Consider the following 24,153-nt stretch of genomic DNA (forward strand, 5'->3'; position numbering starts at 1 on the left):
GCGCGTGACCTACGCCGTCAAACAGGACCTGGTCGACCGCTTCGGCGACACTGAGCTGATCCAGCTCACGGACCGGACGAACATGCCGCCGAGCACGATCGACGATGTCGTAGTCGGCCGCGCCCTGGCGGACGCTGACGGCGTCATTGACGGCTATATCGGCAAGCAGTTCACCCTGCCGCTCTCTGTTGTGCCGCCGGTGCTGACCAAGGTCGCGGCGGATCTCGCGCGCTACTATCTGCATGGCGAAGCTGCCGACAAGGACAGCATCGTCTCGCGCAACTTCGCTACCGCGCTTTCCTGGCTGAAAGACGTTTCGAAAGGTCTGGTCTCAATCGACGATCAGGGCGAGACGCCGGAACAGGCGGGCGGCGGCGCCATCCGCGCCAATCCGTCGACGCGCGTCTTCCGCCGCGACACGCTGCGGGGCTACTGATGGCGACCGAAGGCATCCAGATCCGCCTCGTCGACCAGGCCGTGCTGGCGACGCTCGATCGCATCGAGCGCCTGGCCGAACATCCGAGCGCGATCATGTCGGCGATCGCCGCGTACCTGGTTACGTCGACCCAGCGTCATTTCGAGCGCGAGACCGGCCCGGCCGGCAAGTGGCAAAGGCTCAGCCCGCGCACGGCCGCCAAGCGCATCGGCCGCAGCCAGCGCGGCTACGGCCACATGCTGCGCGTCACCAACCGGCTCTACAGTTCGATCACAGGCGAAGCGACCGACACCGAAGCGGCGGTCGGGACCAACCTGCTCTATGCCGCCGTCCAGCAGCTCGGCGGCACGGTGAAGATCCCGGCGCGCGATCAGGATTTGCACTTTGGCAAGACCAATCGCGGCCGGCGCTTCGTCAAGGCGTCGCGGAAGCGTAAGGAAACCGTTCGCGTCTCGATCGGCGCGCACTCGATAACCATCCCGGCGCGGCCCTATCTCTATGTCGACGAAGAGGACCAGGCCGAAATCCTGCGCATTGCCGAGGACGCCTTCCGCGCCGAGGCCGGCGGCGGAGCGCAGCCATGACGCTGTCCGCCGAAATCCAGCAGCGCCTGCGCGATATCGACCCGCCGGTGTTCCGCGTCGTAGCGGGCGCGGCCGCCTGGGCGTCGCTCAATGGCGAGCCTAAGACGACGCCGGCGGCCTTCGTCCTGATCGAGGAAGAGCAAAGCGGCGAGAACACGCGCATGACGGGGCCGGTGCTTCAGCGCACAGAGGCCGATGTCGCCGTCATCATCGTCACCCGCAACGTCTCGGACGGTACAGGCGGGGCCGCTGCCGATGACATCGAAATGCTTAAGGACGCGGTGCGCGGCGCCTTGATCGGCTTCGAACCGGCGAGCGTGAACAATGCCGACGTTGTCGAGCACATCTCGTCGAACCTTCTCAAAGCCAAGAACGGCCACGTCTGGCAGCGCGAGCTGTTCGGCGTCGGCTACTACCTCGTGGAGAAAACCTGACATGGCGCAGATCGAAAGGCCGCTCGAAGGCGGCAGCTACATCCGGGGCAAGGACGGGACGCTGGAGCGGGTCGAGGGTACCGAGCCCGCACCGCCGCCCGGCAGCGAAGCCGAGCCTGTACCGGCCGGCACGGACGAACAATCGGCGGCCGACACCGGCGCGCTCAGGAAGGGGAAATAGACCATGCCGATCCGCCGCTGGAAGAAGCTTTCCGCACTCATCAAGCCTGAAGCTGTTTACGGCACCGATCCCGTGCCGACTGGAGCTGCAAACTACATCCAGCTCAGCGACGCCGCCTTCACTCCGCTCGCTGGCGATGAAGAGGCGCGCAATCTGATGCAGCCTTTCCTCGGTCATCAGGGCGTGTTTCTGACCGGCGATTACGGCCAGTTCAATTTCTCGGTCGAGATTGCCGGTGCGGGTGTCGCCGGCACGGCGCCGGCTTTCGGACCGTTGCTGCGCTCCTGCGGCTTTGCCCAGGTGGTCTCGGCCGGCGTCGACGTTCAGTATGATCTGATCCACGACGCCTTCGAAAGCAGCTCGCTCTACTACAATTCGGACGGAGTCAAACATGTGCTGCTCGGCATGCGCGGCAGCGTCTCGCTCGGCTTCACGCCGAAGCGCATTCCGCGCTTCCAATTCTCAATGAAGGGCCTGCTCGGCACCATCGCTGACGAGGCGTTGCCGGTCGTCACCAAGACGATGTGGATCGACCCGCTGGTTGTCTCTAAGGCCAACACGGTCATGTCGTTGCATGGCTGGACCGCGATTGCCGAGAGCCTCAACATCGACACCGGGTCGCAAGTCGTGCCGCGTCATCTGATCGGTGAAGAGAGCATCGAGATCACCGATCGCGCGGTCACCGGCACCGCTGTCGTCAAGGCGCAGTCTCTGGCGACCAAGGATTGGTTCGCGATCGCACGAGCCCACACTAAGGGCGCCCTGGCGCTGACCCATGGCACGGTGGCCGGCAACACCGTGGCGATCGACAGCGACGCCGTCCAGATCGGCCGGCCCACCGAGGGCCAGAGCGACAACATCCGCAACTATTCGGTGCCGCTGATGCTGACCAGCCTCGGCACCAAAGAGCTGAAAATCACAGTCAAATAGGCGGTTTCAACGCCGCTTCAATCGCCCTTCAAACCTTAGGAAAGTGCCCCATGAAATTCGTTCTCGTCAAGGAATATGTCTACTGGTGGCCGGTCAAGATCGAGCTTCCCGACCCGGAAAATCCGGGCAAGTGGAAGATCATGAGCTACACGCATCAGTTCGTCGGCGTCGACGAGGACGAGGCCATCGCGCTCGGCAAGGAGATCGAGGCGCTGGCCACCCCGGAAGAAAAGAAGGCGCGCGAGCACGACCTGCTGATTAAGGCAAGTCGCGGCTGGCGCGACGTGGTCGACGAGGAAAGGAACCCCGTCGAGTATTCCGAAGAGGTGTTTCGCCAGGCGCTGCAGCAGACCTGGTATCGGGTCGGGCTCTATAGCGCGTACGCCAACTCGCTCGCCAGCCCGGCGGCGCGAAAGGGAAACTGACAGAGGCCGCGCGCGCCTGGGCGCTGGCACGGGAAGGCTTGACCGACCCGACACGCCCCACGCGGCCCGACGACCAGGCGCGGCAGGATGCCGAGGCATTGGGCGTCCCGCCCGAGAACCTGCCCGATCCGACAGACGAAGAGAGCGACGTGTTCGAAGTGTGGGACATCAACATGCCGGCAGTGCTGCTGTTTCTCGGCTGCGAGACACAGTGGCGCGTCGTCGCGCGCGGCATGGCCGGCCTGCTCTACTGGCTGGGCATCGACTATGCGGCGGCCGACGTGCTGCTGCGGGCCCGGCCGAAGCGTGACAAGAAGCGCTATCCGGCCGCCCAGCTGCTCGATGATTTGCGCGACATGGAGATCGCCGCGCGCGAGGTCATGAACGAGGTGCGCGAGTGAGCCTCAACCTCGCCCTCATCATCAGCGGCGACGCTGCAGGCGCCAAAGCGGCGGCCGAGGAGGCAAACGCAGCTGTCCGAGCGATCGGCGTCACCGCGAGCCAATCCGCGACGGCCCAGGTCGCCGCGAACGACCAGGCCGTCGCCGCCGCCCGCCGGGTTACGGAGGCGCTGACCGGCCAGGAGGCGGCGCAGCGCCGGCAGGGCATGGCGGCGGCCGCCAGCCTGTCCTCGGTGGCGAACTCGGCCCGGTTGACCTCCTCGCAACTGCTCAATCTGTCGCGCCAGGGCAACGATGTCGTCACGATGTTCGCGCTCGGCGCGTCGCCCATGCAGATCTTCGCCTCGCAGGCCGGCCAGATCTACGACGCGCTGGAAAGCGGCCCGAAGGGCCTGCGCGGCTCGCTTGCCGCGATCAGGGCTTCCCTGCTGTCGACAGCGGCATCCTTCATCAGCTTTGCCGGCCCGGTCGGGCTGATAGCCACCGGTGTCGGTGTGGCCGGCGCGGCCTTTGTTGCCTATTCGATCCTGTCGCGCGAGGCGACAAAATCGCTCGATGAAGCGCTCAAGGCGCAACTGAAATCGATCACCGACTTGGGAAATGCCTATGGGCTGGCCGGCATCAAGGCGGAAGATTTTGGCAAGAAGTCCGTCGTTGCGGCCGAAGCGGCAGCCAGGCGCGACATCGCAGATCTCCAGCGTTCTCTCGAAGCCGCTTCGAAGGACGTTCAGAACCAGCTCGGCTCGCCATTCACGATCGGGCGCGGCCGCGAGACTTACTTTGCCGCAAAGCCGGAGTTCCAGGAGTTCAGCGCCGCGATCAGCATTCTGAACAGCCAGATCGAGCGCGGCGTGCCGAATTACCGGCAGTTCGAAGACAGCATCGCCGCCGTCGTGGCCAACAATCCGGGCCTGCAGACGACGGGAGACAAGATCCTTGGCATCGTCGCGGCCGCTGCCGAGGCCGCCAAGCAACTCCAGAAATCCGACGAGATCATCAAGGACATTAATCGCGGTTCGGTTGGTGGGCCTGGTGCGCTGGATCGGGCGCAGCAATACGGCCGGGAGGAGCTTGAACGCCGGCGGCGGATGGGAACCGACCCGTTCGCCAGCATCAGGATCGATCCAGCGGCCGATCAAGCTGGCATCGCTCAGCGTCGGGCAGCCGCTGCGGCGCAGCTCCAGGCCTTGTTGGCGATATCGCCCGCCGAGAAAGCCGCAGCCGCGCGGGCCGAAGCCGCTGCCCAATACATCAGGGGCGAAAGCGATGTCGCCCGTGCCGATCGGATCGACATCGCCGGCAAGCTTGCCTTGGCAAGTGCGACAAAGAGCCTTTCGGATGCGCAGAAAGAGCGCTTCCGCTCGCTCGACCAGACGCTTGCCGCCCAGCAGCTGGACATCAGCCTGATCGGCAGGACGGCCGGTGAGACTGCTCGGTTGCGCATGGAATTCGAGTTGACCTCGCAGGTCCGCGAGGAAGCTGCCCGCAACAATGTCGCCGTCGACGAAGCCGAGATCCAGCGCATCAAGGAAAAGGCGGCCGAGTACGGCCGGATGGCAGAGGCGGCCGCGCGGGCCAATCTGGCACGCGACCTCCAGTTCGAGCGCGACCAGCTCGGCCGCTCGCCGATCGAGGCAACGGTTGCCGATCGGCTGAAAGGCGCCGGGCTCGCGGTCGATCTCAATTCCGAAGCGGCGGCAATGATCCGCATGAACGAGCTGCTGAAGCAGCAAAAGCAGATTTGGGAGGACGTGCGCGAAACAGGCGTCGACGCGATCGGCAGCATCGTCGACAGCGCCACGGGCGGCTTTGCCGACATAGACAGCGTGCTGAAGGGTGTGGCAGACGATGTGTTGAAGCAGCTGACCCAGCTCGCCATCAAGAACCCACTGGCCAACGCCCTCTATGACAAGGGCCTGCCGACGCTCGACAGCATCGGCGGGCTGCCCGGTTTCCTCGGCACGCTGCTCGGCGGGGCGGCGCCAGAGGCGGTAAATGGCGGGCAATCGGTCGGCGCCATGACGGTCAGCGCCGGCGTCGTCAACGTCAATGGCGGGCTTGGCGTCAACGGCGGTACCGGCGGGCCGCTGGGGGCCATCACCCGCCTGCTTTCGGGGGCCAATGACAACAGCGCGACCGGCGGCGCGGCAGCGTCGGCCACGTCGCAGAGCGGCATCGGCGCCCAGATCTGGAACTTCTTCGCCGGTAAGGGTCTTCAGTCGCACCAGATCGCCGGCATCATGGGCAACCTGACTGCTGAGAGCGGGCTCAACCCCAATGCCGTCAACCCGAATGGCGGCGCCACCGGCCTGCCGCAATGGCTGGGCTCCAGGCTGACGGGATTGCTGTCGGCCAATGGCGGCAGGGTGCCGGGTGTTGGTGGCCAGCTCGATTACATCTGGAAGGAGCTGCAGGGGCCGGAGAGCGGCGTGCTGAAGCGGCTGCTAGGCTCGACCGACGTTCGCACCGCGACCGGGGCATTCGCCGGCTTCGAGCGGGCCGAGGGCTGGTCGCAGGCCAATCCGGAAAACATAGCGCTCTGGCAAAAGCGACTGACCGCCTCGCAAGACGCGCTGGCGCAGTTTCAGGGCACGGCCACTGCGGCAACGAAGGACCTCGGCACCTTTGGCGGCGGGCTTGGCCAGCTCGGCAACGCGCTCAGCCAATTCCCGGCGGCGCCTGCCGGCGGCGGACTGTCCGGCTTTTCCGGCATCTGGTCTATGATCAGCGGCTTCTTCAGGTCGCCGGCAGCCTGGTCGGCGATCCAGTCGGGCACCGCCGGCCTCTACGATGTGGGCGGCGCGACCGGCGGCAACGACCCGCGCAGGGTCGCGGGCTTGGTCCATGAGCAGGAGTACGTCATGGACGCACCCGTCGTGCGCGCGCTCGGCGTGCCGTTCCTGGACAGCCTGCGACGGACAGCCAAGTCGGGCCGCGGCTACTACGAAGGCGGTTATGCCATGCCCGGCGCCGGTAGCTCCGGCTCCGCATCAATGGGCGGCTGGTCATCGCAGTCCGCCCAGCCGGCGCGCATCGAGCGCCACTATCATGACTACGCCGGCGTGAGTGTGCGCGAGGAGGAAACCGACGACGGCAAGGGCGGCCGCCGCGAGGACATCATCATCGAGGAGAAGCTGACGGCCGCCGCGAACCGGCGCGGCAGCTCCTTCAACAAGACGCTCGCCTCGCGCGGCGCCAGACAGCCGGTGAAACGGCGATGACCCTGGTCTGGTATCCGCCCGAGCTGCCGAGACCGGAACGCGCGCCCTACCAGGTGACGCGCGGCGACGGCCGCACCCGAAGAGCCGAAGACGCCGGCCCGCCCAATGTGCGGCGCCGCTTCTCGGCGGTCGCCGACACCGTTGCCTTCTCGACCGTGCTGACCAGGGCGCAGCTTGCTCGCTTCGACCGCTGGTACAACGAGGAGATCAAGCAAGGCACGCTGCCTTTCCTGATGCCGGCGTGGGACACGGACGGCCTGCCGCTGCTGACCGATGACGGCACGCCGTTCACCACCGAAGATGGCACGCCGATCCTGATAGCCGAGACCTGGCTGTGCCTGATCGACCAGCAGCTGCCCACACGCGCGCCGAGCTCGCCGAGCAGCGTCCAGTGGCGGGTCTCCTTCGACATCGCGATAATGCCATGAGGCGCGTCTCGCTCAATGCCCGCCTCGCCATCGACCAGGTCGCGACCGACGAGCTGGAGGTTGTGCTGGTCATCATCGAGCACCCACTGCTCGAAACGCCCGTGCGGCTCTCCTCCGACAATGCCGACAGGATCTCGGTCGAGCCGCTGATGTACGGCACCCGCTCGACCTGGCGCACCAACGACGGTTCGCCGTTCCTCTTCGTCATGCTCGACGCCCTCGTCCCCGACGAGGAAGACGACGCGCCGGCGCAGGCCTCGCTGGTGCTCGAAATCCTCGACAGCGACATCGCCGACATCCTCACGTCAACCACCGTGCAGGCGACCTGCCACATGGCGATCGTGCTGGCGTCCAGCCCCGAAACTGTCGAGGCCGAGTGGATCGGACTGCTGATGACCGGTGCGGACGGCGACAGCGGTCAGGTCAGCCTGAAATTCTCAATGGAGCCAATCACGGAGGAGCCCTTTCCGGCCGACCGCATGACCAAAGAACGCTTTCCGGGGCTGCACAGATGACCCAAGCCAAGGGCAACCTTCGCTGGACACAGGCCTTCGTCGGCCTGCCCTTTGCCGACAAGGGCCGCGACTGGATCGGCTGCGATTGTTGGGGCTTCGTGCGCCTCGTCCATGCCGAACATGCCGGCACCGCACTGCCGTCCTATGCCGGCCTCTATCCCAGCGCGGCCGAGCAGCGAGAAGTCGCGGCGATCGTCGCGCGCGAGGCGCTATCGCCGCTGTGGTTGAAGGTCGATGAGCCTCAGGTGCTGGACATTCTCTGGTTCCGGCGCGGCCGCCTCGATGCCCATTGCGGGCTTTTCCTGCGGCCGGGCTTGATGATGCACATGGTTGAACAGGATTGCTCGAAGATCGAGCGCTTCGACGACGGCTCGCCGTGGGCAGGCAAGCTCACCGGCATCTATCGCTGGAGGGGCGCATGAGCGTCCATGTCACGGCCGCGCCCATCGCATTCCAGCCCGACCGCGCCCGCATCGAGCTGACGCTTCCTGAAGGCATGACGATCGCCGAAATGGTGGCGCTGGCGCTACCTGGCGCGACCGATCCGGTGCTGGAACGCACTCGTGTTGCGCTGGTCAAGGGTGACGGCATGCAGGTCGTGCCGCGCGCGCTCTGGCACCGGGCGCGGCCCAATGCCAGCGTGCATGTGGTCATCCGCGTCGTTCCCGGTGGAGACTCGCTTCGGTCCGTGCTGCAGATCCTGGTCTCCGTCGCGGCAATCGCCGTCGCCGGATTTTTCTTCCCCGCCGGCGCAACGCTGTTTGGCTCGGAACTGCTGGCCACCGTCGCGAAGACAGCTCTGACCGTTGGCCTGACCGCGCTCGGCGGGCTGCTGATCAACGCGCTGCTGCCGCTGCCCAAACCCCCGGGGGAGGAAAAGCCGACCTATGCCATCGCCGGCTGGCAGAACCAGTTCACGCCCGACGCGCCGGTGCCGATGGTCATGGGCACGCACCGCTATGCACCGCCGTTCGGGGCGATGTCCTATATCGAGGTGGTTGGCGATTGGCTCTACGACCGCGCCGTCTTCCTGCACGGTTACGGGCCGCTGGAAATCTCCGAGGAGAAGCTCGGCGATACGCTGCTGACGAAATTCGACGAGATCCAGATCGAGACGCGGCTCGGCTATGCCGACGATGAACCGCTGTCGCTCTACACCAACCAGGTGCTCGAGGAGCGCATCGGCACCGACCTGGAACGGCCGTTGAAGCACAACGACAACGGCAAGATAATCAAGGGTGTGCCGTCCGAAGCCAAGCCGGTCAGCCGCTTCACGGCTCGCGATACCGCCTGGTCGATCTCGATCCTGTCGTTTCCCGCCGGCCTGATCAAGATCGATGATGAGGGCGAGGAGTTTTCAGTGGAAGTGGTGTTCAAGCGACGCTATCGGCTGGCCGGTACCGTGGCCTGGACCGACCTGCCAGATCTCTCCATCCGCGCTACGAAAAAGGTGGGTTTTTATCGCGCCGACCGCATCGATTACCCCGTACGCGGTGCCTACGAGATCGAATACGAGCGGCTGACGGACTCGGAGGTCGAGCCGGGCAACGGATCGCAATTTGTCCTGAATTGCACCTGGGTGGTGCTGCAGAGCTTCCGGCCGGAATACCCGTTCAATTTCCGCAAGCCGGTCGCGCTGCAGGCGCTACGTATCAAGGCGACAGCGCAGCTCAACGGCACGCTCGACACCTTCAACACGGTCGACAAGCGGATCGCGCCGGACTGGGACGCCGACAGCGGGACGTGGATTGCCAGGCCCACAAAATCGCCAGCGTCTCTGGCCCTTTTCACTTTGCGAGGTCCCGGCCTGTACCGGCCCACTCCGGACGACCAGATCGATTGGCCAGCGTTTGAGGACTGGCATGAATTCTGTGTGGCCAAGGGCCTGGAGTACAGCCGCATCCATGATTTCGAAGCCACGCTGGGCGAGACGCTGGCGGCGATCGGCGCGGCTGGCCGGGCGGCAGTCAAATGGAACGGCCGCGAATGGACTGTCGTCATCGACCGGCCGCGCGAACTTGTCGTCGACCATGTGAACCCAAGGAACTCGTCCGAATTCCGCTGGTCGCCCTCCTATTTCGAGCCGCCCCATGCGCTGCGCGTGCCGTTCATCGACGAGACCAACGATTATCAGCAGGCCGAGCGCCTGGTGCCGTGGCCCGGCCATGTCGGCCCGATCGACATCACCGAGGAGCTGAAGCTGCCCGGCAAGACAAATCCGGACGAGATCTGGCGCGAGGCCCGGCGCAGGCAATACGAGATCATGAACCGCGCCGTCAGCTACTCGGCGGTGCAGCAAGGCACCGCACGCACCGCGACCACCGGCGATCTGATCGTGGCCTCGCGCGACGTGCTGAAGCGCGCCATGCATTCGGCGCGCGTCAAGGCGGTGCGTGGCGATCACGTCGAGACCGACGGCGTCTTCACCATGGTCGCCGGCGAGAGCTACGCCATCCGCTTCCGCCAGTTCGATGCCGACGACACGATCGGCACCAGCGTGGTGCGGACCATCGCCACCGTCGCCGGCGAGAGCGCAGCCGTGCGTCTGACCGGCACCGGCGAGAAGCCTAAGGCCGGCGAGATCATTCATTTCGGCCCGGCCACGCTCGACAGCATCCCGCTGATCGTTGCCGGCATCACGCGCGGCAAGAACAATTCGACGGTGCTGTCGATGCTGCCGGCGGCCCCGGTCATCGACGAACTGACCGACGCCGAAGTGCCGCCACCTTGGAGCGGTCGTGTGGGCGCCGAGATCGACCTATCCCTGATCCCACCGGCGATGCCGAAGTTCACAGGCATCGAAACCGGCACGGTCGACACCGGCGACGCCAACGGTCTGACCGTCATGATTTCCGCCGGGACGTCGAACGCGATCGCCGTTGCCGCCTTCAAGCTGCAGACAAGGCTTGCCGGTGCATTGGTCTGGCAAGCGCCGCTGTCTTGCTCGCCAGCAGAGGGCGCGATCGATGTGCCCGGGTACCTGTTCGGGGACGAGGTCGAGATGCAAGCCTGGGCGGTCAGCTTCGCGGGCGTGGAGAGCGACCTGACGGCCATCGTTTCCGTGACCATCGGCCCCGACGACTTCGTGCCGCCACTCGCGGCGAATTCCTTCCTTTTGCTCGTGCTCTAGAGGACAAATATGGCCGCCAGCCAGATCAACACCACAGACAGTGCCACCGGTGCCCCGGTCGCCATCGACAGCGAGCTGGTCGCCGGCAAGCACCATCCCATGCATGGCGTTCGCGACGGCATGGACGAGGCGCTAGGCGGCACCGGAGATGCGGCCGCCACGTCCGACGCCGGCACGTTCTCCCTGATCGCGCTGGTCAAGCGGCTGCTGTCGGTCAAGCTGCCGTCGACGCTTGGCGCAAAGTCCGCTGCCAACAGCTTCAGCGTGACGCTTTCGACCGACGACGATGCGCTGCTCGGCTCGCTCACCGAAGCCCCGCCGGCAAGTGATACCGCCTCGTCTGGCCTCAACGGGCGGCTGCAGCGCATCGCTCAGAACCTGACCGCGCTGAACCCGGCCGCCACCTGGCGCTACCCCGCAGCTGCCGGTGGCGAGACCGGGACCGCAGATGTCCCGGTGAAGGCAGCGGCGGTGGGCCAACGCAACCACATGACCTGGCTGACCGCAGTAAATGCCCATGCCACCGTCGACACCGAAATTCTGGTCAAGGATGGCGCCGCGACTGTCCTCTATCGCGGCTTTCTCAAGGCCGCCGGCGGGCGGCTGGATATCGAATTCCGATCGCCGCTGTCGTCGAGCGTCAACACGGCGCTGAACGTCGCCAACGTGACCGCCGGCGCCCAAGTTTACTTCAACTGCGGCGGCTACGTCGCGCCTTAAACCGAGGGAACTGAGAATGGCCGAAACTGGCATGAATAGTACCGACATCCCACTGGTTGCCGCGCTGGACGAGGTAATCGGCAATGCGACACTCGACGGAATTCGACGCACGGCACGACAGTCGATGGCCGATCACGCCGAGCAGATCATGGCCGACGGGCCGATTGCGGATGCGCTGGCGGCCGAGGGCGCGGCGCGAGCGGCCGCAGACACATCCCTCGACGGTCGTCTCACCCCGCTCGAAGCCGCGAACCTGCCGGCCCGCATGACGGCCGCCGAGGCCGAGCTCGCAGATCACGAGAGCCGCATTGACAATGTGGAGTCCCTGATCACCACCGGCGCCAAGACGCCCGTCGCCGTGTCGGCTCTCTCGACGGTCAACATTCCCCTGGCGACTGGTGTGGTCAACGGAGCCAACATTGGCGGCTTCGTCGTCTCCACCGGCCAGCTCGTGGTGTTGGCCGGGCAGACCGCTCCGGCCGAGAACGGCGCCTATCCCGTAGTCGCCGCCGGTGCGACGGTGCGTGCGGCCGCTTTCGACACCAGCGCCGAGCTGCTCGGCGCGGCCTTCGCGGTGACCAACGGCGCGGTCCAGGGCACGGTCTATGCGGTGCGCAACACCGGTGCCATCAACGTCGGCGTCGATGCCATCGTCATCACCCACGCCTACGGCACGCCAGGCAACCCGACGCAGGCCGAAGTCACAGCGGCTCGGCAGGGCTATGTCGACCTTGGCGCCAATCTTACCGCCATGAAGGCATCGACGTCGGCAATCGCACTGCAGCAGGACACCGTCTTGATGCTCGAAGGTCTCAGCGTCCCGGCCTTCAAGCTCGCCGAAGCTGCCGGATCTGTCAGCCCGTCGGTTTACCGGTCGTACACCTACGTTGTGGGCGATACGATCGAGCATGTCGTCATTGCGAGGGCCGCGGAACGCGGTTCCCTTCAACTTCTCCATGCCGGCGCCGGTGCTGCCTATACAGTCAACTTCGATCTCAATGAAGGCATCGTCGTAAGCCACTCGGGCGCAAATTACGTTAGCTCTTCGATCACCGATCTGGGCTCCGGTTGGTACGAGTGCAAAGCCGTCGTCCTAGTCGCTACCGGCGTCACGAACAACGTGCAGACCAGAATATCTGCTGCTGGCACTCTCCCCTATACGGGGGACGGTGCGAGTGGCCTGCATGTCCGAAGCATTGTTCTTCGCAAACAGGGATTCACTACCAATCTGTTCCCGAGCAGCGATCCGACTAATGCTGCTTTCACCAAGCAAAGCATCACTGCCACGGCGACCACGGTAGCACCTGCGCAGCCTGTTCTGGTCACTATCCCGCCGATTGTCGATGACCTCGACGTGATCGTCAGAGGCCGGATGACGGCGTCAAAGGTCGTTGAGCCGGGGGTTTCGGGAAGTCCGTCGACCTGGCAGGCCAAAACTGTCGTGGCTGGGGATCTTATTGTCTGGGAAGTCATTGCCAAGAGGGCCGAACGAAAGCGCCTAAATCTGTTTTCGAACAGTGCTGCGCTGATCGACTGCACGTTCGATCTGGAGCTAGGGACAGTTGCGCAGTCGGGGGCGGCTGTCACCGGCTCAAGCTGCACCGCTCTTGGTAATGGCTGGTTTAGGTGCCGCGTCGAGGCGACCGCGTCTGCTTCGGCGTCTTCGAATTGGCAACACCGCATTTTCAAAGATACGGGAACACAACCCTATGTCGGCGACGGGGTGTCCGGCCTCTACATTCAGCGGTCTTCTTTCACCCTCAACGGAGGGGCAAACAACTTCGCGTCGGCCGAAAACCTTTCTTCCTCTGCCTGGAGTAAGAGCTCTGGCCTGACGGTCGTTCCCAATGCCGCCCTCTATCTTGGGCTCCTTGCTGATGGAGCCAATATTGGCGCCGATCCTTATGACGACGGTTCGGCTGCTCTTGTCGGCAAGAAGTGGACCGCGCTCGGATCGAGCATCACGATCGGCGCGTACTATGCGCCCCTACTTGCCGGACAAACTGGCATGATACTTACCAACCTTGGCGTCAGCGGCTCGGCGCTGGGGCTGAGCACAACCGCATATCCAAGCTACGGCATGTCGGCTCCGATAGCCACCATGCCAACTGATGCCGAGATCGTCACCTTGGAACCGGGGCCAAACGCCTTCGGCGCGCAGGAGACGCCGCTAGGTGCCTTTGGCGACACCACCTATGCAACTCACTACGGCTCGATCTGGAAGGCGATTCTCGATATCCGTGCTCGGGCACCAGGCGCCAAGATCATCGTATTCGGTGTTTACAGCGGCGGTCCCGGCCATGCGACCCATCGTCTTGGCCGCACCAACGGGCAAGGCAATACGATGGATCAGTTCATGAAGGCTGAGCGCGAAGTATGCCAGGCGCTCGGTGTCAAGTACGTCGACATATCACAAAGCGGCATGGGCTATATGACATCGACGCTGTACATGGCCGATGAGCTTCATCCGAACGCTGCTGGTTCCTTGCGCTATGCCACTTACGTTGCTGGCAGCCTTCGGGACATGGTCCGTCGCGGAATGTTCGTGAATTAGAAAGACATTCAGATGTCGTTCCGAGATGAGGATGCTTTGCTGGTCGGCAAGAAATGGGTAGCCCTTGGGTCTTCAGACACTGTGGATGGGCTCTACGCCAAGCCCCTCCACTTCTTTGCGGTTCATGTCGATGAATACGTCTGGAACCCGCCGGTAGCTTGTGGCAGATATCCAAAAATGCGCATCTTCTCAGCCATCCTAGCTCTTCGTCGCCGCATTTTGGCATGGATCGCTACCGGCGCCGCCAAAGAGAATGCCATCATAGGGCCTCGGACGAGGTTCGGCGCTGGAGCTGAGATTTTCAATATCCATGGCGACCGATCACGGGTGAAGATCGGGGCAGATTGCCATTTAGATGGGCATTTGCAGATTTTCGCCCATGAAGGCCGTATCGAGATCGGGGACTTTTTTGTCTTAGGAGCTGGTTCGACGGTTTGGTCCTCCGACCCGGTGGGAATCAGAATCGGCAGGGGTGTGATTGTCGCAAAAGATGTGGTCATTCACGATACCAACTCGCACCCGATGGACGCTGCGGCTCGGTTCGTTCAAACAAAGGCGATCCTTACGATGGGACACCCAAGGGTCGACCCCGGCATTCGGTCGGCTCCAGTGACAATAGGCGATGATGTCTGGATCGGAACCGGAGCGATGATCATGAAGGGTGTCACGATCGGCGATCGCGCCATTATTTCGGCGGGAGCTATCGTGCGGTCCGATGTTCCTGCCGATTCTTTGGTGCGCGCACCAAATTAGTGCCGCATCGCATCGGAGTGCTCATCCATGAGATCGTCGCCATCGTAGAGCTTTACATGCAGATGAGGCATTCGCGCTTTGATTTTTGCGAACTCCTCTCGCATTTCTTCGAGGCTCGCAGACGTTGCGATGGGCATTTCCAAAGGAGGGTCGTCGTTGCGGATTGCACAAATGGTGAATCGCAGACGAGGACCGTCGAAAATCTTGCTCGCTGCGTATTTATCAAGTGACATCGACCAGCGGCAGGCGCTTCACCTGCTCCCATTGTTCCTTGGCGCTCGTGCCTGACCAGCGGTTGCGCAGGGTGCTCTCTCGATAGGCTTGGGCAGGATCCAATTCGGGCATCTCCGAACCGTGAGGTAGGAAGAACACATTACCGCCAGCGGCCGAGACAGCAACGAGTTTATAGCCGTGTCCCTTGCAGAGTTGCGTTAACGCGGTGATGGAGGCGCCGTGATACCAGCCGCTTTCGTGTTTCTGCTTCCGGTCGAACGACCCATCGTAGGGCACGGTGACTGGTTTAAGGCCAAAGCTTGCGTTGTACTCAACCGAAATCACTGCCGGCTTCACCGGTAGGAGCTCCTTCAGAAACCAATAGTCGTTTCCATCGACATCGATAGAGAGCACGCCGAGCTTCGGGAAGTGAGCGCCAAGACCCTTGATGTTGTCGAGCGTTATGAAGCTCTGGCGCGCCTCGATCCGGCTCGGCAACAGCGCCCTGGCCAATCGGACGGTCTGAGGATCGCCATCAACGAGCAGACCCTTGAAGTCCTTGAGGCCGATGCAATTGTACTCTGTCGGGTGGAAACCAAATTCCAGAAAAGTACGGGGGCATTGGCCCACGAGGCGCGACAAGATCGCGCTTTCATCGGATTGCGGGGCTCCCGCCATCCGTCCTTTGATGAGGTGAAAATAGTAGCGGAGCGGAGTTGCGCGAAGGAAAGCGTGCGTACGCGATCGGACATTCATCAATTGATGACTCCTCGATCGCCCGCCCGCTGCCCATTTTTGCGGCAAGCGGCGGCGCTTTGCAAGGACGTCCGTCATTCCATTGTGGGCGACGGGAGATTTGGGTTGAGGCAGCGATTCGCGCTGGAGTAGAATCTCGTTTCGCAAGACAGGTGCTCGGGTTGCTTCCCGAGAAGCGGGCCTAGATTGGCGTCCGACCCGCCCGACAGCATCAAGAGATAACTGCCGCACCTGGCCCTTTCGGGCGCCGGGACGGTGACTGATTCTCGGAAGCCGTTAAATGACCCTTCAAGACCCATTCACAAGCATCGAGCCTATCCGGCCGCCGGCAGGCTACATCGGCGGCAAACGCCGACTGGCCGAGCATCTCGTGGCGAGGATCGCAGCCGCTCAGCACGCAATCTATGCCGAAGTCTTCGTCGGCATGGGCGGCGTGTTCTTCCGCCGTCGATCGCGGCCACGGTCCGAAGTCATCAACGACCGCAGCGGCGACGTGGCAAATCTGTTCCGCATCCTTCAGCGGCACTATCCACAGTTCATGGACATGTTGCGATTTCAGGTCACCTCACGCCGCGAGTTCGAGCGGCTGAAGGCCAGCGACCCCGCCACATTGACCGATCTGGAGCGCGCCGGCCGCTTCCTCTACCTCCAGCGCCTGGCCTTCGGCGGCAAGGTCGCCGGGCGCAATTTCGGCGTCGACCCGCGCTCGTCGGCCGGCTTCAATCTGACGACCCTGGAACCCCTCCTGGCTGACGTGCACGACCGCCTAGCCGGCGTCGTGGTCGAGCAGCTCGACTGGTCGGCCTTCATCGACCGCTACGACCGGCCGGAAACGCTGTTCTACCTCGACCCGCCCTACTTCGGCAGCGAGGGCGACTATGGCAAGGAGCTGTTCGGCCGCGACCAGTTCGAAGCGATCGCGGCCAGGCTGCAGACGCTGAAGGGTCGCTTCATCCTGTCGATCAACGATGTGCCCGAGATCCGCGAGACGTTTGCGGGGTTCGACATGGAAGACGTCGAACTGTTCTACAGCGTCGCCGGTGGCAAGGGCCGGCCGGCGAAGGAGCTGATCATCCATGGCCGGCTTGAAAAATCTGCTATGTAGTCTCTTCCAAAAAGGTGGGACTACACCATGCGAAAGCTGTTTCACGGCTTCTATGAGCCGAGCGAGAAGGAATTCGAGAATATTTGGTCAGACGGACTGTTGGTGCCTGACACCAACGTCCTTCTGCATCTGTTCAGGTTCATGCCAGAGCGACGAGCTGAAATCCTCGCGGCCTTCAAGTCGTTCGGAGATCGCCTATGGCTCCCCTATCAGGTTGCAAGCGAGTTTCATGCCGGGTGGAGATCTGCGGACAGCGGCAACCGCGCCGCCTACGCAAAGCTGAAAGAGGAACTTGCAAAGAAGCGATCGGAAGTCGATGCAGCTATCGCTGCCCTCAGTCGGTTCGATCCCTGGCCGAGGGGATCGTCGATGGAAAGCATCGGAAAATTCTTTGAGGGACTTGCGCAGGAGGTTGATGCAGCGTCCGAGAAGTTACCTGCCGCTCAATCGGTATTTGAAGCGGTTACGTCGATTTTCGAAGGCAAAGTCGGCGATCCGCCAGTCGATTTGGACGCTCGCCTAAAGGAGGCGGAACGTCGCTATCAAAACAAAATTCCGCCCGGCTACAAGGACGAGGGTCGGGCTGGCGACTACCTGATCTGGGCTGAGATGAAGGAAAAGGCCAAAGCTGTTGCCAAGCCAGTTCTTTTTCTGACGGACGATAAAAAGGAGGATTGGTGGGCAGAGCACATGGGAAAGAAGATCGGCCCAAGGCCTGAATTGCGGCAGGAGTTCGCGGCGGCCACCGATCAGATGTTCTACGCCTATCAGCCCGCGAGATTTCTTGCCCTGGTTGCTGCCAGGACGAAAAATGTGGTGTCTCAGGAGACCGTGCAAGAGATGGAGCGGGTGCAAGAGGAGAGAGTTAGGGTACGGATACCCGAAAAGGTGCGCCGGCGCCAAGAACTTCGAAACAAAGTACTCGTTGTGGCCGAGAGCCTTGGGCTTGAACCTATTGCTGTTCTCAATCTCGCTCGAAACGTCAGCCAGTCGGACACTAGGATCAGGAGGCGGCTGAATTTTACACCCCTTACGGATGGACCATCCGAAGCACGAGACATAAGAACGCGAATTGGAGACGCGCTGGGGTCAAGCCTTGCGCCACATTATGTTCCAGATGCCGATTGGGAAGGGTTCGCCAGCCTCGTTGATCACCTCGCCCAGGAAGAGGTTGCCGCCGAGGCAGATGGTCTTGAGTCTTATTTTCGAAAACGGCAGGAAATGGTCGAGCGGATCAACTACCCCTAAGAACCGTTGGCGGTGCGCCTTCTCATCGCTCATCCGCCAGCTAATTTTTCCACCGTTTCAATGATGGCTTTGGCAAGGGCTTCGCCCTCATGGATTGGCTCCGGGCCATAAAGCATCAAAACAGCTTCCTCGCTCGGCAGCACGCCGGCGGGGCAAGTCTCTTCGATGGCCATGCGGATCAGCCGGAGGGCCGCCCAGGCATTCTGGAAGTTCTCTTGAGGTTCCATGCCTCGCAACGCGAGCGCGGCCGGTTTTGTTGCGATGCCGGCCAGGAATCACCTTCTGTTCACTCTGGCTAATGCAAGCCGGCCGCCTAGAATCGAACTGGTGCGTAAAATTGTAAGTACCGGCCCCGGCCGGCTCGAGTTCATACCCCCAATGATGCCGACCTTGGTTGCCAAGCCGCCCCAAGGTGACGGATGGAGTCACGAGGTCAAATTCGACGGCTATCGCTCACAGATCGTCATCGACGCCGGGCGCGTGCGCATCTTCACCCGACGCGGCCTCGACTGGACGACCAAGTACCGCGACCTCGCGGCAGCGGCCAAGGCGCTGGATGTCAAGGGCGCCATCATCGATGGCGAAATCATCGTTCTCAATGACAAGGGCCTCTCGGACTTTGCCGAGCTACGAAAGGCGATCACAAGGCGCCAGCATGATCTCTACTTCGTCGCCTTCGATCTGCTGCACCACAATGGCCGCGATCTCCGCGACACGGCGCTGGAGGAGCGGCGGGAGATCCTCGCAGGCATCATCCCGCCGAGCGTCCGCATCCAGTTCAGCCAGGAGCTGCCAGCGGAGGCAAATGCCATCTATCACCTGGTCGACCAGGCTGGCCTCGAAGGCATGGTCTCGAAGCGCATCGGCAGCCGATATGTGAGCGGCCCGACCACCAACTGGCTCAAAACGAAGTGCTACTCGGTGGACGAGTTCGAGCTACTCGGGATCGAGCGCGAACAGGGCAAGCCAGCCTTCGCCCTGATGGCCGAGCCGGGCACCCGCAAATACGTCGGAAGCGCCTTCGTCAGCGTCAACCGCGAGATGCGAGAACGCCTATGGAAGCGTGTCCAGGAGCACGCAGGGCCGCCGCCAAAGGAAATGCCAAACCGGCCGGCAACGCAGTGGGTCAGGCCGGGGATCAAAGTGCGGATCAAGCACCTGCGAGGCGAGGAGGAGCTGCGCCATGCCTCGCTGCAGGACTTCTGGGACGAGCACTAAGGGATCCGGCTCAAAGCAAAGGGACGAGGCCACTGTTCCGGCGATCAGAGAAGTCCATAGACGCGGCGTAGGGTTTCATGTCGCGGAGGATAACTTGAAGGTTGTCGATTGTGCGTTGGATATGCTGGACTTTGGCTTGAACGTCTGTTGGCGACCACTCGACCGTATCGACTGTGAGCCCTTTCCCCGTCGCGACGTGGCGGAAGACAACGCTATCGCCGATCCGTTCAAACAATGCATGTGCGGCCATCTTTCGGTCGTCATTGAGCTGAGTGATCGACGACCAGGTTTGTTTTAGGAGCTTTTTTCGATCAATGTCTGGCTGTGCAGCCAAAAATCCTTCGGTCGACCAAAGGACTTTCACCTTTCTCATGAAGTCCGTATTCGAGGCTACGATGTCGAGCGGTCCTCCAGCGATGCCAAGCAGCTTCCCCATTGCGAGGTCGATCTCACGCTCCAAGATGGCGAAGTGGTAAAGCAACTCTCCCACTAGTTTGAAGGCCCCGCTCAGATCGGCGGGCTCCACTGTTACGTCGTCATCCATTCAGGCCTCCTCAATGCACCCTATAACGCTCGTTGAAGGCGCGCTAGTTAGTGCCAAATGAAGTTGCGCGGAGGTGCCAAGTGATTTTGCGCGCTACAGATCCCCTATTACATGGGGCTCAGGGCCGTCGTCGACGACGACATTCCGCTTGCCGGCGGCGTCTACACGGCGTTCATGTTCAAGGACAAGGCAATCCTGTGGAACGAGCTGCCGCTCAATACCGAAGGCGGCCCGCTCGAGTTCGACCGCAAGCCGCGGCAGGGCCATGGCGGCGGCGTCACCGAAATGGTCGGCCGCCGGCATTTCGTGCCGCATGTGCCGGGCACCCGCTTCCTCGATGCGTCCTCGGCCGGCGAATTCGCCACCGATGCCGAGCTGGCACTGGCGGCAAACTGGGACCGCACGGCGTCGAGCGTCAAGCACATGACGTTCATCGCGCTGAAGACGACCGAGGCCTGATCGGGCGAAGGGGCGGGCGTCAGACGTCCCGCCCCTTCGGGACACCAGGTCGGCGAATCCCAAGTTCACCCGCTGCGCTGCGTCGGAGTGATATGAATTTTGGCGTTCGCTACAACATTCATGTTGCCCTTCGGTCAATCGACGGCACCAAACAGTTACAAGAAAGGGCGATGCTGCCTTGTCTTGGTAAGGGAGGTCACCATGAACATGAAGTACAAAACAGTTCAGGAAGTGCTCCGAAAAGCGGGCATTGTCATGAGCAAGAAGGGGGAAGTTCATCGCATAAACTTCTTCAGCGGCCTGGAAGACACCGCCTACTACACGCCAAGTCTTCAGGACGCCCTGGACAGGGGCTTGGCTTTGGCGGGAGGCGCCGGAAGGGTGAAAGCAAGCGTCTTTGCCAAGTCAGCTGAAACAGGGATCTCGACCAGCGCACACGTCGGCTGACACAATTCAGGCAAGACATCGCCGCGTTGCGCGGCGGTGTCGTGAAACTGCAATAGCCAAAGCATTGCCGTCTTCCTTGCTTCGAAAGGAAAAGAGACGGATCACGCAGCGCCTGCCACCCGTGTCCTGACGGGCGGTTGGCGTCGTGACGGCCCCCGTGCACGAGACGTGCAACGTTCTGCCCAAGCCACAAATCACAAAAAATTCCCAGCCGCTTCGAAGCGGCTTTTTGCCGTGGAGGCACCATGCCCCGTTTTCTCCGACCAACCATACAGACAGAGGCCTGAGCCATGGCCATCACCCCGCTCGACATCGCCAACATGGCGCTCGCCGTGCTCGACGAGGCGCCGATCGACAGCCTCGACCAGGACGCCAAGGCGGCGCGCCTGCTCAATCTGCATTTCGACCTGACCCGCGAGGCCGAATTGACCAAGCATGCCTTTGTCTTCGCCATCCTGGCGGCCTCGGTCGCCGGCTTCGACACCGGCGGCGGCGCTGGCACGCTGAACTTCGCCTATGAGCTTCCCGCCGATTGCCTGCGGCCCTTGCCGCTGACAGGGAATGGCGAGCCGGATGGCGTGCCGCTCTCATGGCGGCAGGAGGCCGGGCTGATCTATTCGGATCAGGCCGGGCCGCGCATCATCCGCTATGTCGCCAACCTGACAGACCCCAACGACTGGGACGCGCTGTTCACCGAGGTGCTGGTGGCGGCGCTCGCCATCAAGATCGCCCATCCGTTGACCCACAAGGCCAGCATGATCGACGTCGCCCGTAGCGCCTATGACAGGGCGCTGGATGCAGCCTACTCGGCCAATGCGATCCAGCGCGGCGGCAGATTTTCGACGACGTCCTGGGCTTTCCAGCGCGGCGACAGCCGGGGCGTCGGCCGATGACCACGCTCTATCCGATCCAGGATGCTTTCATCCGCGGCGAGATTTCTCCCCGCTTGCATGCTCGCGCCTCGCTCGAGCTTTACCGGGCGGCGCTGTCCAAATGCACCAATTTCGTCACGCTGCCGCATGGCGGTATCAGGAAGCGTGGCGGCACCTATTTTTGCGCGCAGGTGAAGGCTCCGTCAAAGGCGACACGGCTGATCCCGTTCATCTTCTCGGCTGATCAGGCCTATGCGCTCGAATTCGGCGATCTTTACATCCGCGTCTATGCCTATGGCGCGCGCGTCGGCACGGTCGAAGTCGTTTCGCCTTATCCCGAGGCCGATCTCTTCGACCTGCAATTCGTCCAGTCGGCAGACCAGATGTGGATCACCCATAAGGATCATCCGGTCAAAGTGCTGACGCGCACCGCGCACACGACCTGGACGCTGGCCGATTTCGTCTTTCTCGACGGCCCTTACGACAAGATCAACACCACCGCCACGACGCTAACGCCGGCCGCAACCGGCAACGCCATGCCGGTCATGGTCGCGAATACGCTGCCAAGCGGCACGGTCAGCAACAGCAACGGCTCATCCGACGTGTGGCAGGTGTTCGATGGCGACAAGCAGAAGGGGGAGAACATAGCGGGCTTTCCGAGCGGGTATCTGCGCTACCAGTTCGGCGGCGGGGCCAAGACGGTCGACGCCTACTGGATTACCGCCACGAATGATCACTCAGACACTGCATCGCCGACCCAGTGGCAATTCCAGGCCTCGCACAACGGCACCGACTGGACGACGCTCGACAGCCGGGACGGAGAGACCGGCTGGTCCAAGTCGGAAACCCGCTTCTTCGACGGCTTCAACAACACGGTTGCCTACGAATATTATCAGCTGCTGTTTTCAGGTGGCGGCAGCGACGGAACCGCTATCGCCGAACTGGCCCTGCACGAATACGCGCCGTCGCAAACGCCGTTCGATCTTTCGGCCTCCTCGATCGTCGGCATCAACGACGGCATCGGCTTCCAGACCAGCGATATCGGCCGTGCCATTCGTCTGCTTGCCGCGGATGGCTTCTGGCGCTGGGCCAAGATCGTTGCCCGGACCAGCACGACGGTGGTCACGGTCCAGTTGTACGGGCATGCTCTGCCCGATCTCAGCCCGATCATTCGCTGGCGTCTCGGCACGTTCGTGCCCGGCAAGTATGTGCAGAGCGGTTCGCTTTACGAGGAGCGCCTGGCGTTCAGCCGAAAATTCTCGGTCTATGCCTCGCAAACCGGCGATTTCGACAACTTCGCCACCGGTGAGAAAGACACCGACGCGCTGGAATTCGTGCAGGCAGGTGGCGGCCAGGCCAACGACATTACGTGGGTGGCGGAATCGGACGGCGCGCTGATCATCGGAACGCTTGGCGGGGTGAGGGCGCTGTCGGGTTCCGGCATCGACGAGGCGCTGACGCCGTCCTCGTTCAAGAACCGCCGGTCGCGGACTTTCGGTTGTGCCCCGCTGCGTCCCGTCGATGCGGGGCAGTCGTTCCTCTATGTCACCCGCTCCCGCAAATCGATCGCCGAGCTGACGCAAAACGCCACCGGCCGCTTCACCTCCGACGATGTCGGTCAAATATCGGAGCACATTCCCAAGAAAGGCGTCGTCGAACTCGCCTTCCAGACCGACCCCGACCCGCTGCTCTGGTTCCCGCTCGGGGATGGCGAACTCGGCGGCTACACGCACCAGCCGTCGCAGGACGTTCGCGGCATGCACATCCACCAGATCGCCGGAAGCTTCGCAGGATCGAACTGGGCCGTTGTCGAAAGCGCCGTGGTGACGCCCGGCCAGGACGGCAACGACGATCTCTGGCTGATCGTCAAACGCACGATCGGCGGCGTGACCAGGCGCTATATCGAAATAAAGACCGCGCCGTTCGAGTATGGCGGGATCGGCGATGCATTCGAAGTCGACTGCGGCCTGACCTATTCGGGTGCCGCTGTGGGCACGGTCTCAGGGCTTGATCATCTCAACGGCGAAACAGCCGACGTCCTGGCCGATGGCAAGGTCTACAAGGGCCTTGCTGTGGCCGCTGGCGCGGTCTCGCTGCCCGGTGGGGCTACGGCAGCCAAATGGCAGGTCGGGCTCGGCTACCAGTCCGAAGCCAACACGCTGGAGCTCGATGTCGGCGGCCGCGACGGATCGATCGTCGGGCGGCGCAAGAAGGTGGCCAAGCCCATTCTTTCGCTGCTGGAAACCGACACAACCGGGCTTCAGGTCCAGTCGTTCATCCGCGGCCGCTGGGAGCAGGTTCGCATCCCGTCCGTGGTCGCACCCGACGGCATGGCGAAATTGTTCACCGGCAATGTCGAGGTGCCGATCGACGATAGCTGGGAAGGGCAGGGCCGGGTGAAGATCCGCCACGTCAATCCAACGCCCTGCACGATCAGGGCGATGACGCCGGTGTTCGACGCCGAGCCTTAGGAACTGCTGATCTCCCCCCCCTCGAGGGCAGGGGAATCGCATATGGCGATTTTGGGGTTGAGTTTAGGCTGAGAAAGGATTCTTTGGAGAGGCAGTTGAGCGAAGGAG

25 protein-coding genes are annotated in these 24,153 nt (G+C 62.8%); 22 read left to right on the forward strand and 3 right to left on the reverse strand.

Features of this window, described 5'->3' with window-relative positions; translation table 11 throughout:
- Window positions 1-4 precede the first annotated feature (4 nt).
- Genes NKJ55_RS29045 through NKJ55_RS29115 form a run of 15 tightly spaced genes read left to right on the forward strand, consistent with a single transcriptional unit; the run spans window position 5 to window position 14,712 of the window.
- Complete coding sequence (locus NKJ55_RS29045; RefSeq protein WP_352452876.1) at window positions 5-436, forward strand: gp436 family protein; 432 nt, start codon at window positions 5-7, stop codon at window positions 434-436.
- Window positions 436-1,020: a phage virion morphogenesis protein gene (locus NKJ55_RS29050; protein WP_352452877.1), complete on the forward strand. Its 585-nt coding sequence runs from the start codon at window positions 436-438 to the stop codon at window positions 1,018-1,020. The genes NKJ55_RS29045 and NKJ55_RS29050 overlap by 1 nt, the downstream gene beginning before the upstream one ends.
- Window positions 1,017-1,454, forward strand: coding sequence for a phage tail terminator protein (locus NKJ55_RS29055; RefSeq protein ID WP_352452878.1), 438 nt, complete (start codon window positions 1,017-1,019; stop codon window positions 1,452-1,454). Before NKJ55_RS29050 ends, NKJ55_RS29055 begins: the two co-directional genes overlap by 4 nt.
- Before the next feature lies 1 nt (window position 1,455).
- Entirely contained in the window at window positions 1,456-1,635 is a 180-nt protein-coding gene (locus NKJ55_RS29060; protein ID WP_352452879.1) for a hypothetical protein, read from the forward strand.
- 3 nt (window positions 1,636-1,638) lie between these two features.
- A complete protein-coding gene (locus tag NKJ55_RS29065) occupies window positions 1,639-2,565 on the forward strand; it encodes a phage tail tube protein (RefSeq protein WP_352452880.1) in 927 nt (308 codons plus the stop codon).
- Between the two features lie 50 nt (window positions 2,566-2,615).
- Entirely contained in the window at window positions 2,616-2,990 is a 375-nt protein-coding gene (locus tag NKJ55_RS29070) for a hypothetical protein (RefSeq protein WP_352452881.1), read from the forward strand.
- A 38-nt stretch (window positions 2,991-3,028) separates the two neighbouring features.
- Window positions 3,029-3,391, forward strand: coding sequence for a DUF1799 domain-containing protein (locus NKJ55_RS29075; RefSeq protein ID WP_352452882.1), 363 nt, complete (start codon window positions 3,029-3,031; stop codon window positions 3,389-3,391).
- On the forward strand, window positions 3,388-6,612 hold the full coding sequence (locus NKJ55_RS29080) for a phage tail tip lysozyme (protein WP_352452883.1): 3,225 nt from the start codon (window positions 3,388-3,390) through the stop codon (window positions 6,610-6,612). Before NKJ55_RS29075 ends, NKJ55_RS29080 begins: the two co-directional genes overlap by 4 nt.
- A complete protein-coding gene (locus NKJ55_RS29085) occupies window positions 6,609-7,040 on the forward strand; it encodes a hypothetical protein (protein WP_352452884.1) in 432 nt (143 codons plus the stop codon). Before NKJ55_RS29080 ends, NKJ55_RS29085 begins: the two co-directional genes overlap by 4 nt.
- A complete protein-coding gene (locus tag NKJ55_RS29090; protein WP_352452885.1) occupies window positions 7,037-7,555 on the forward strand; it encodes a DUF1833 family protein in 519 nt (172 codons plus the stop codon). The genes NKJ55_RS29085 and NKJ55_RS29090 overlap by 4 nt, the downstream gene beginning before the upstream one ends.
- A complete protein-coding gene (locus tag NKJ55_RS29095) occupies window positions 7,552-7,977 on the forward strand; it encodes an NlpC/P60 family protein (protein ID WP_352452886.1) in 426 nt (141 codons plus the stop codon). The genes NKJ55_RS29090 and NKJ55_RS29095 overlap by 4 nt, the downstream gene beginning before the upstream one ends.
- The gene (gene gpJ / locus NKJ55_RS29100) at window positions 7,974-10,685 is read left to right on the forward strand and encodes a TipJ family phage tail tip protein (RefSeq protein ID WP_352452887.1); all 2,712 of its coding nucleotides are present in this window, start codon (window positions 7,974-7,976) and stop codon (window positions 10,683-10,685) included. Before NKJ55_RS29095 ends, gpJ begins: the two co-directional genes overlap by 4 nt.
- A gap of 9 nt (window positions 10,686-10,694) precedes the next feature.
- Window positions 10,695-11,405, forward strand: coding sequence for a hypothetical protein (locus NKJ55_RS29105; protein ID WP_352452888.1), 711 nt, complete (start codon window positions 10,695-10,697; stop codon window positions 11,403-11,405).
- 16 nt (window positions 11,406-11,421) lie between these two features.
- Complete coding sequence (locus NKJ55_RS29110) at window positions 11,422-13,959, forward strand: SGNH/GDSL hydrolase family protein (protein ID WP_352452889.1); 2,538 nt, start codon at window positions 11,422-11,424, stop codon at window positions 13,957-13,959.
- Window positions 13,960-13,971: 12 nt separating this feature from the next.
- Window positions 13,972-14,712 (forward strand): acyltransferase, encoded by a 741-nt coding sequence (locus NKJ55_RS29115; protein ID WP_352452890.1) that lies wholly within the window; start codon window positions 13,972-13,974, stop codon window positions 14,710-14,712.
- 222 nt (window positions 14,713-14,934) lie between these two features.
- Here the strand turns inward: NKJ55_RS29115 and NKJ55_RS29120 are convergent, their stop codons facing one another.
- Window positions 14,935-15,681 carry a hypothetical protein gene (locus NKJ55_RS29120; RefSeq protein WP_352452900.1) on the reverse strand — a complete coding sequence of 249 codons (747 nt, stop codon included), beginning with the start codon at window positions 15,679-15,681 and terminating at the stop codon, window positions 14,935-14,937.
- Window positions 15,682-15,961: 280 nt separating this feature from the next.
- On the opposite strand from NKJ55_RS29120, the gene NKJ55_RS29125 reads away from it, so the two are divergent.
- Together NKJ55_RS29125 and NKJ55_RS29130 are read left to right on the forward strand one after the other, a co-directional pair.
- Window positions 15,962-16,786, forward strand: coding sequence for a DNA adenine methylase (locus tag NKJ55_RS29125; RefSeq protein ID WP_352452891.1), 825 nt, complete (start codon window positions 15,962-15,964; stop codon window positions 16,784-16,786).
- Between the two features lie 27 nt (window positions 16,787-16,813).
- Window positions 16,814-18,034 carry a PIN-like domain-containing protein gene (locus NKJ55_RS29130; protein WP_352452892.1) on the forward strand — a complete coding sequence of 407 codons (1,221 nt, stop codon included), beginning with the start codon at window positions 16,814-16,816 and terminating at the stop codon, window positions 18,032-18,034.
- Between the two features lie 29 nt (window positions 18,035-18,063).
- Here NKJ55_RS29130 and NKJ55_RS29135 read toward each other — a convergent pair whose 3' ends face one another.
- Complete coding sequence (locus NKJ55_RS29135; protein ID WP_352452893.1) at window positions 18,064-18,261, reverse strand: hypothetical protein; 198 nt, start codon at window positions 18,259-18,261, stop codon at window positions 18,064-18,066.
- Window positions 18,262-18,412: 151 nt separating this feature from the next.
- On the opposite strand from NKJ55_RS29135, the gene NKJ55_RS29140 reads away from it, so the two are divergent.
- Window positions 18,413-19,252: an ATP-dependent DNA ligase gene (locus NKJ55_RS29140; protein WP_502904525.1), complete on the forward strand. Its 840-nt coding sequence runs from the start codon at window positions 18,413-18,415 to the stop codon at window positions 19,250-19,252.
- A 10-nt stretch (window positions 19,253-19,262) separates the two neighbouring features.
- Here NKJ55_RS29140 and NKJ55_RS29145 read toward each other — a convergent pair whose 3' ends face one another.
- A complete protein-coding gene (locus NKJ55_RS29145; RefSeq protein ID WP_352452894.1) occupies window positions 19,263-19,796 on the reverse strand; it encodes a hypothetical protein in 534 nt (177 codons plus the stop codon).
- A gap of 111 nt (window positions 19,797-19,907) precedes the next feature.
- On the opposite strand from NKJ55_RS29145, the gene NKJ55_RS29150 reads away from it, so the two are divergent.
- The 4 genes from NKJ55_RS29150 (at window position 19,908) to NKJ55_RS29165 (ending at window position 24,045) form a co-directional block, all read left to right on the forward strand.
- Window positions 19,908-20,255: a hypothetical protein gene (locus tag NKJ55_RS29150; RefSeq protein WP_352452895.1), complete on the forward strand. Its 348-nt coding sequence runs from the start codon at window positions 19,908-19,910 to the stop codon at window positions 20,253-20,255.
- 201 nt (window positions 20,256-20,456) lie between these two features.
- Window positions 20,457-20,702 carry a hypothetical protein gene (locus NKJ55_RS29155; protein WP_352452896.1) on the forward strand — a complete coding sequence of 82 codons (246 nt, stop codon included), beginning with the start codon at window positions 20,457-20,459 and terminating at the stop codon, window positions 20,700-20,702.
- Window positions 20,703-20,992: 290 nt separating this feature from the next.
- Window positions 20,993-21,595, forward strand: coding sequence for a phage connector family protein (locus NKJ55_RS29160; protein WP_352452897.1), 603 nt, complete (start codon window positions 20,993-20,995; stop codon window positions 21,593-21,595).
- A complete protein-coding gene (locus tag NKJ55_RS29165; RefSeq protein ID WP_352452898.1) occupies window positions 21,592-24,045 on the forward strand; it encodes a phage tail protein in 2,454 nt (817 codons plus the stop codon). The genes NKJ55_RS29160 and NKJ55_RS29165 overlap by 4 nt, the downstream gene beginning before the upstream one ends.
- Window positions 24,046-24,153: the final 108 nt, after the last annotated feature.

It is taken from the genome of Mesorhizobium sp. M0106, from assembly GCF_040322715.1.
Lineage (GTDB): Bacteria > Pseudomonadota > Alphaproteobacteria > Rhizobiales > Rhizobiaceae > Mesorhizobium.

What these genes read in the sequence shown, in the direction of transcription:
- NKJ55_RS29145 (WP_352452894.1), bottom strand. Translation starts at nt 19,796, where the DNA reads ATGGATGACGACGTAACAGTGGAGCCCGCCGATCTGAGCGGGGCCTTC.
- NKJ55_RS29135 (WP_352452893.1), bottom strand. Translation starts at nt 18,261, where the DNA reads ATGGAACCTCAAGAGAACTTCCAGAATGCCTGGGCGGCCCTCCGGCTG.
- NKJ55_RS29050 (WP_352452877.1), top strand. Translation starts at nt 436, where the DNA reads ATGGCGACCGAAGGCATCCAGATCCGCCTCGTCGACCAGGCCGTGCTG.
- NKJ55_RS29060 (WP_352452879.1), top strand. Translation starts at nt 1,456, where the DNA reads ATGGCGCAGATCGAAAGGCCGCTCGAAGGCGGCAGCTACATCCGGGGC.
- gpJ (WP_352452887.1), top strand. Translation starts at nt 7,974, where the DNA reads ATGAGCGTCCATGTCACGGCCGCGCCCATCGCATTCCAGCCCGACCGC.
- NKJ55_RS29105 (WP_352452888.1), top strand. Translation starts at nt 10,695, where the DNA reads ATGGCCGCCAGCCAGATCAACACCACAGACAGTGCCACCGGTGCCCCG.
- NKJ55_RS29155 (WP_352452896.1), top strand. Translation starts at nt 20,457, where the DNA reads ATGAACATGAAGTACAAAACAGTTCAGGAAGTGCTCCGAAAAGCGGGC.
- NKJ55_RS29115 (WP_352452890.1), top strand. Translation starts at nt 13,972, where the DNA reads ATGTCGTTCCGAGATGAGGATGCTTTGCTGGTCGGCAAGAAATGGGTA.
- NKJ55_RS29070 (WP_352452881.1), top strand. Translation starts at nt 2,616, where the DNA reads ATGAAATTCGTTCTCGTCAAGGAATATGTCTACTGGTGGCCGGTCAAG.
- NKJ55_RS29160 (WP_352452897.1), top strand. Translation starts at nt 20,993, where the DNA reads ATGGCCATCACCCCGCTCGACATCGCCAACATGGCGCTCGCCGTGCTC.
- NKJ55_RS29055 (WP_352452878.1), top strand. Translation starts at nt 1,017, where the DNA reads ATGACGCTGTCCGCCGAAATCCAGCAGCGCCTGCGCGATATCGACCCG.
- NKJ55_RS29125 (WP_352452891.1), top strand. Translation starts at nt 15,962, where the DNA reads ATGACCCTTCAAGACCCATTCACAAGCATCGAGCCTATCCGGCCGCCG.
- NKJ55_RS29120 (WP_352452900.1), bottom strand. Translation starts at nt 15,681, where the DNA reads ATGAATGTCCGATCGCGTACGCACGCTTTCCTTCGCGCAACTCCGCTC.
- NKJ55_RS29090 (WP_352452885.1), top strand. Translation starts at nt 7,037, where the DNA reads ATGAGGCGCGTCTCGCTCAATGCCCGCCTCGCCATCGACCAGGTCGCG.
- NKJ55_RS29150 (WP_352452895.1), top strand. Translation starts at nt 19,908, where the DNA reads ATGGGGCTCAGGGCCGTCGTCGACGACGACATTCCGCTTGCCGGCGGC.
- NKJ55_RS29095 (WP_352452886.1), top strand. Translation starts at nt 7,552, where the DNA reads ATGACCCAAGCCAAGGGCAACCTTCGCTGGACACAGGCCTTCGTCGGC.
- NKJ55_RS29165 (WP_352452898.1), top strand. Translation starts at nt 21,592, where the DNA reads ATGACCACGCTCTATCCGATCCAGGATGCTTTCATCCGCGGCGAGATT.
- NKJ55_RS29130 (WP_352452892.1), top strand. Translation starts at nt 16,814, where the DNA reads ATGCGAAAGCTGTTTCACGGCTTCTATGAGCCGAGCGAGAAGGAATTC.
- NKJ55_RS29140 (WP_502904525.1), top strand. Translation starts at nt 18,413, where the DNA reads ATGATGCCGACCTTGGTTGCCAAGCCGCCCCAAGGTGACGGATGGAGT.
- NKJ55_RS29065 (WP_352452880.1), top strand. Translation starts at nt 1,639, where the DNA reads ATGCCGATCCGCCGCTGGAAGAAGCTTTCCGCACTCATCAAGCCTGAA.
- NKJ55_RS29110 (WP_352452889.1), top strand. Translation starts at nt 11,422, where the DNA reads ATGGCCGAAACTGGCATGAATAGTACCGACATCCCACTGGTTGCCGCG.
- NKJ55_RS29085 (WP_352452884.1), top strand. Translation starts at nt 6,609, where the DNA reads ATGACCCTGGTCTGGTATCCGCCCGAGCTGCCGAGACCGGAACGCGCG.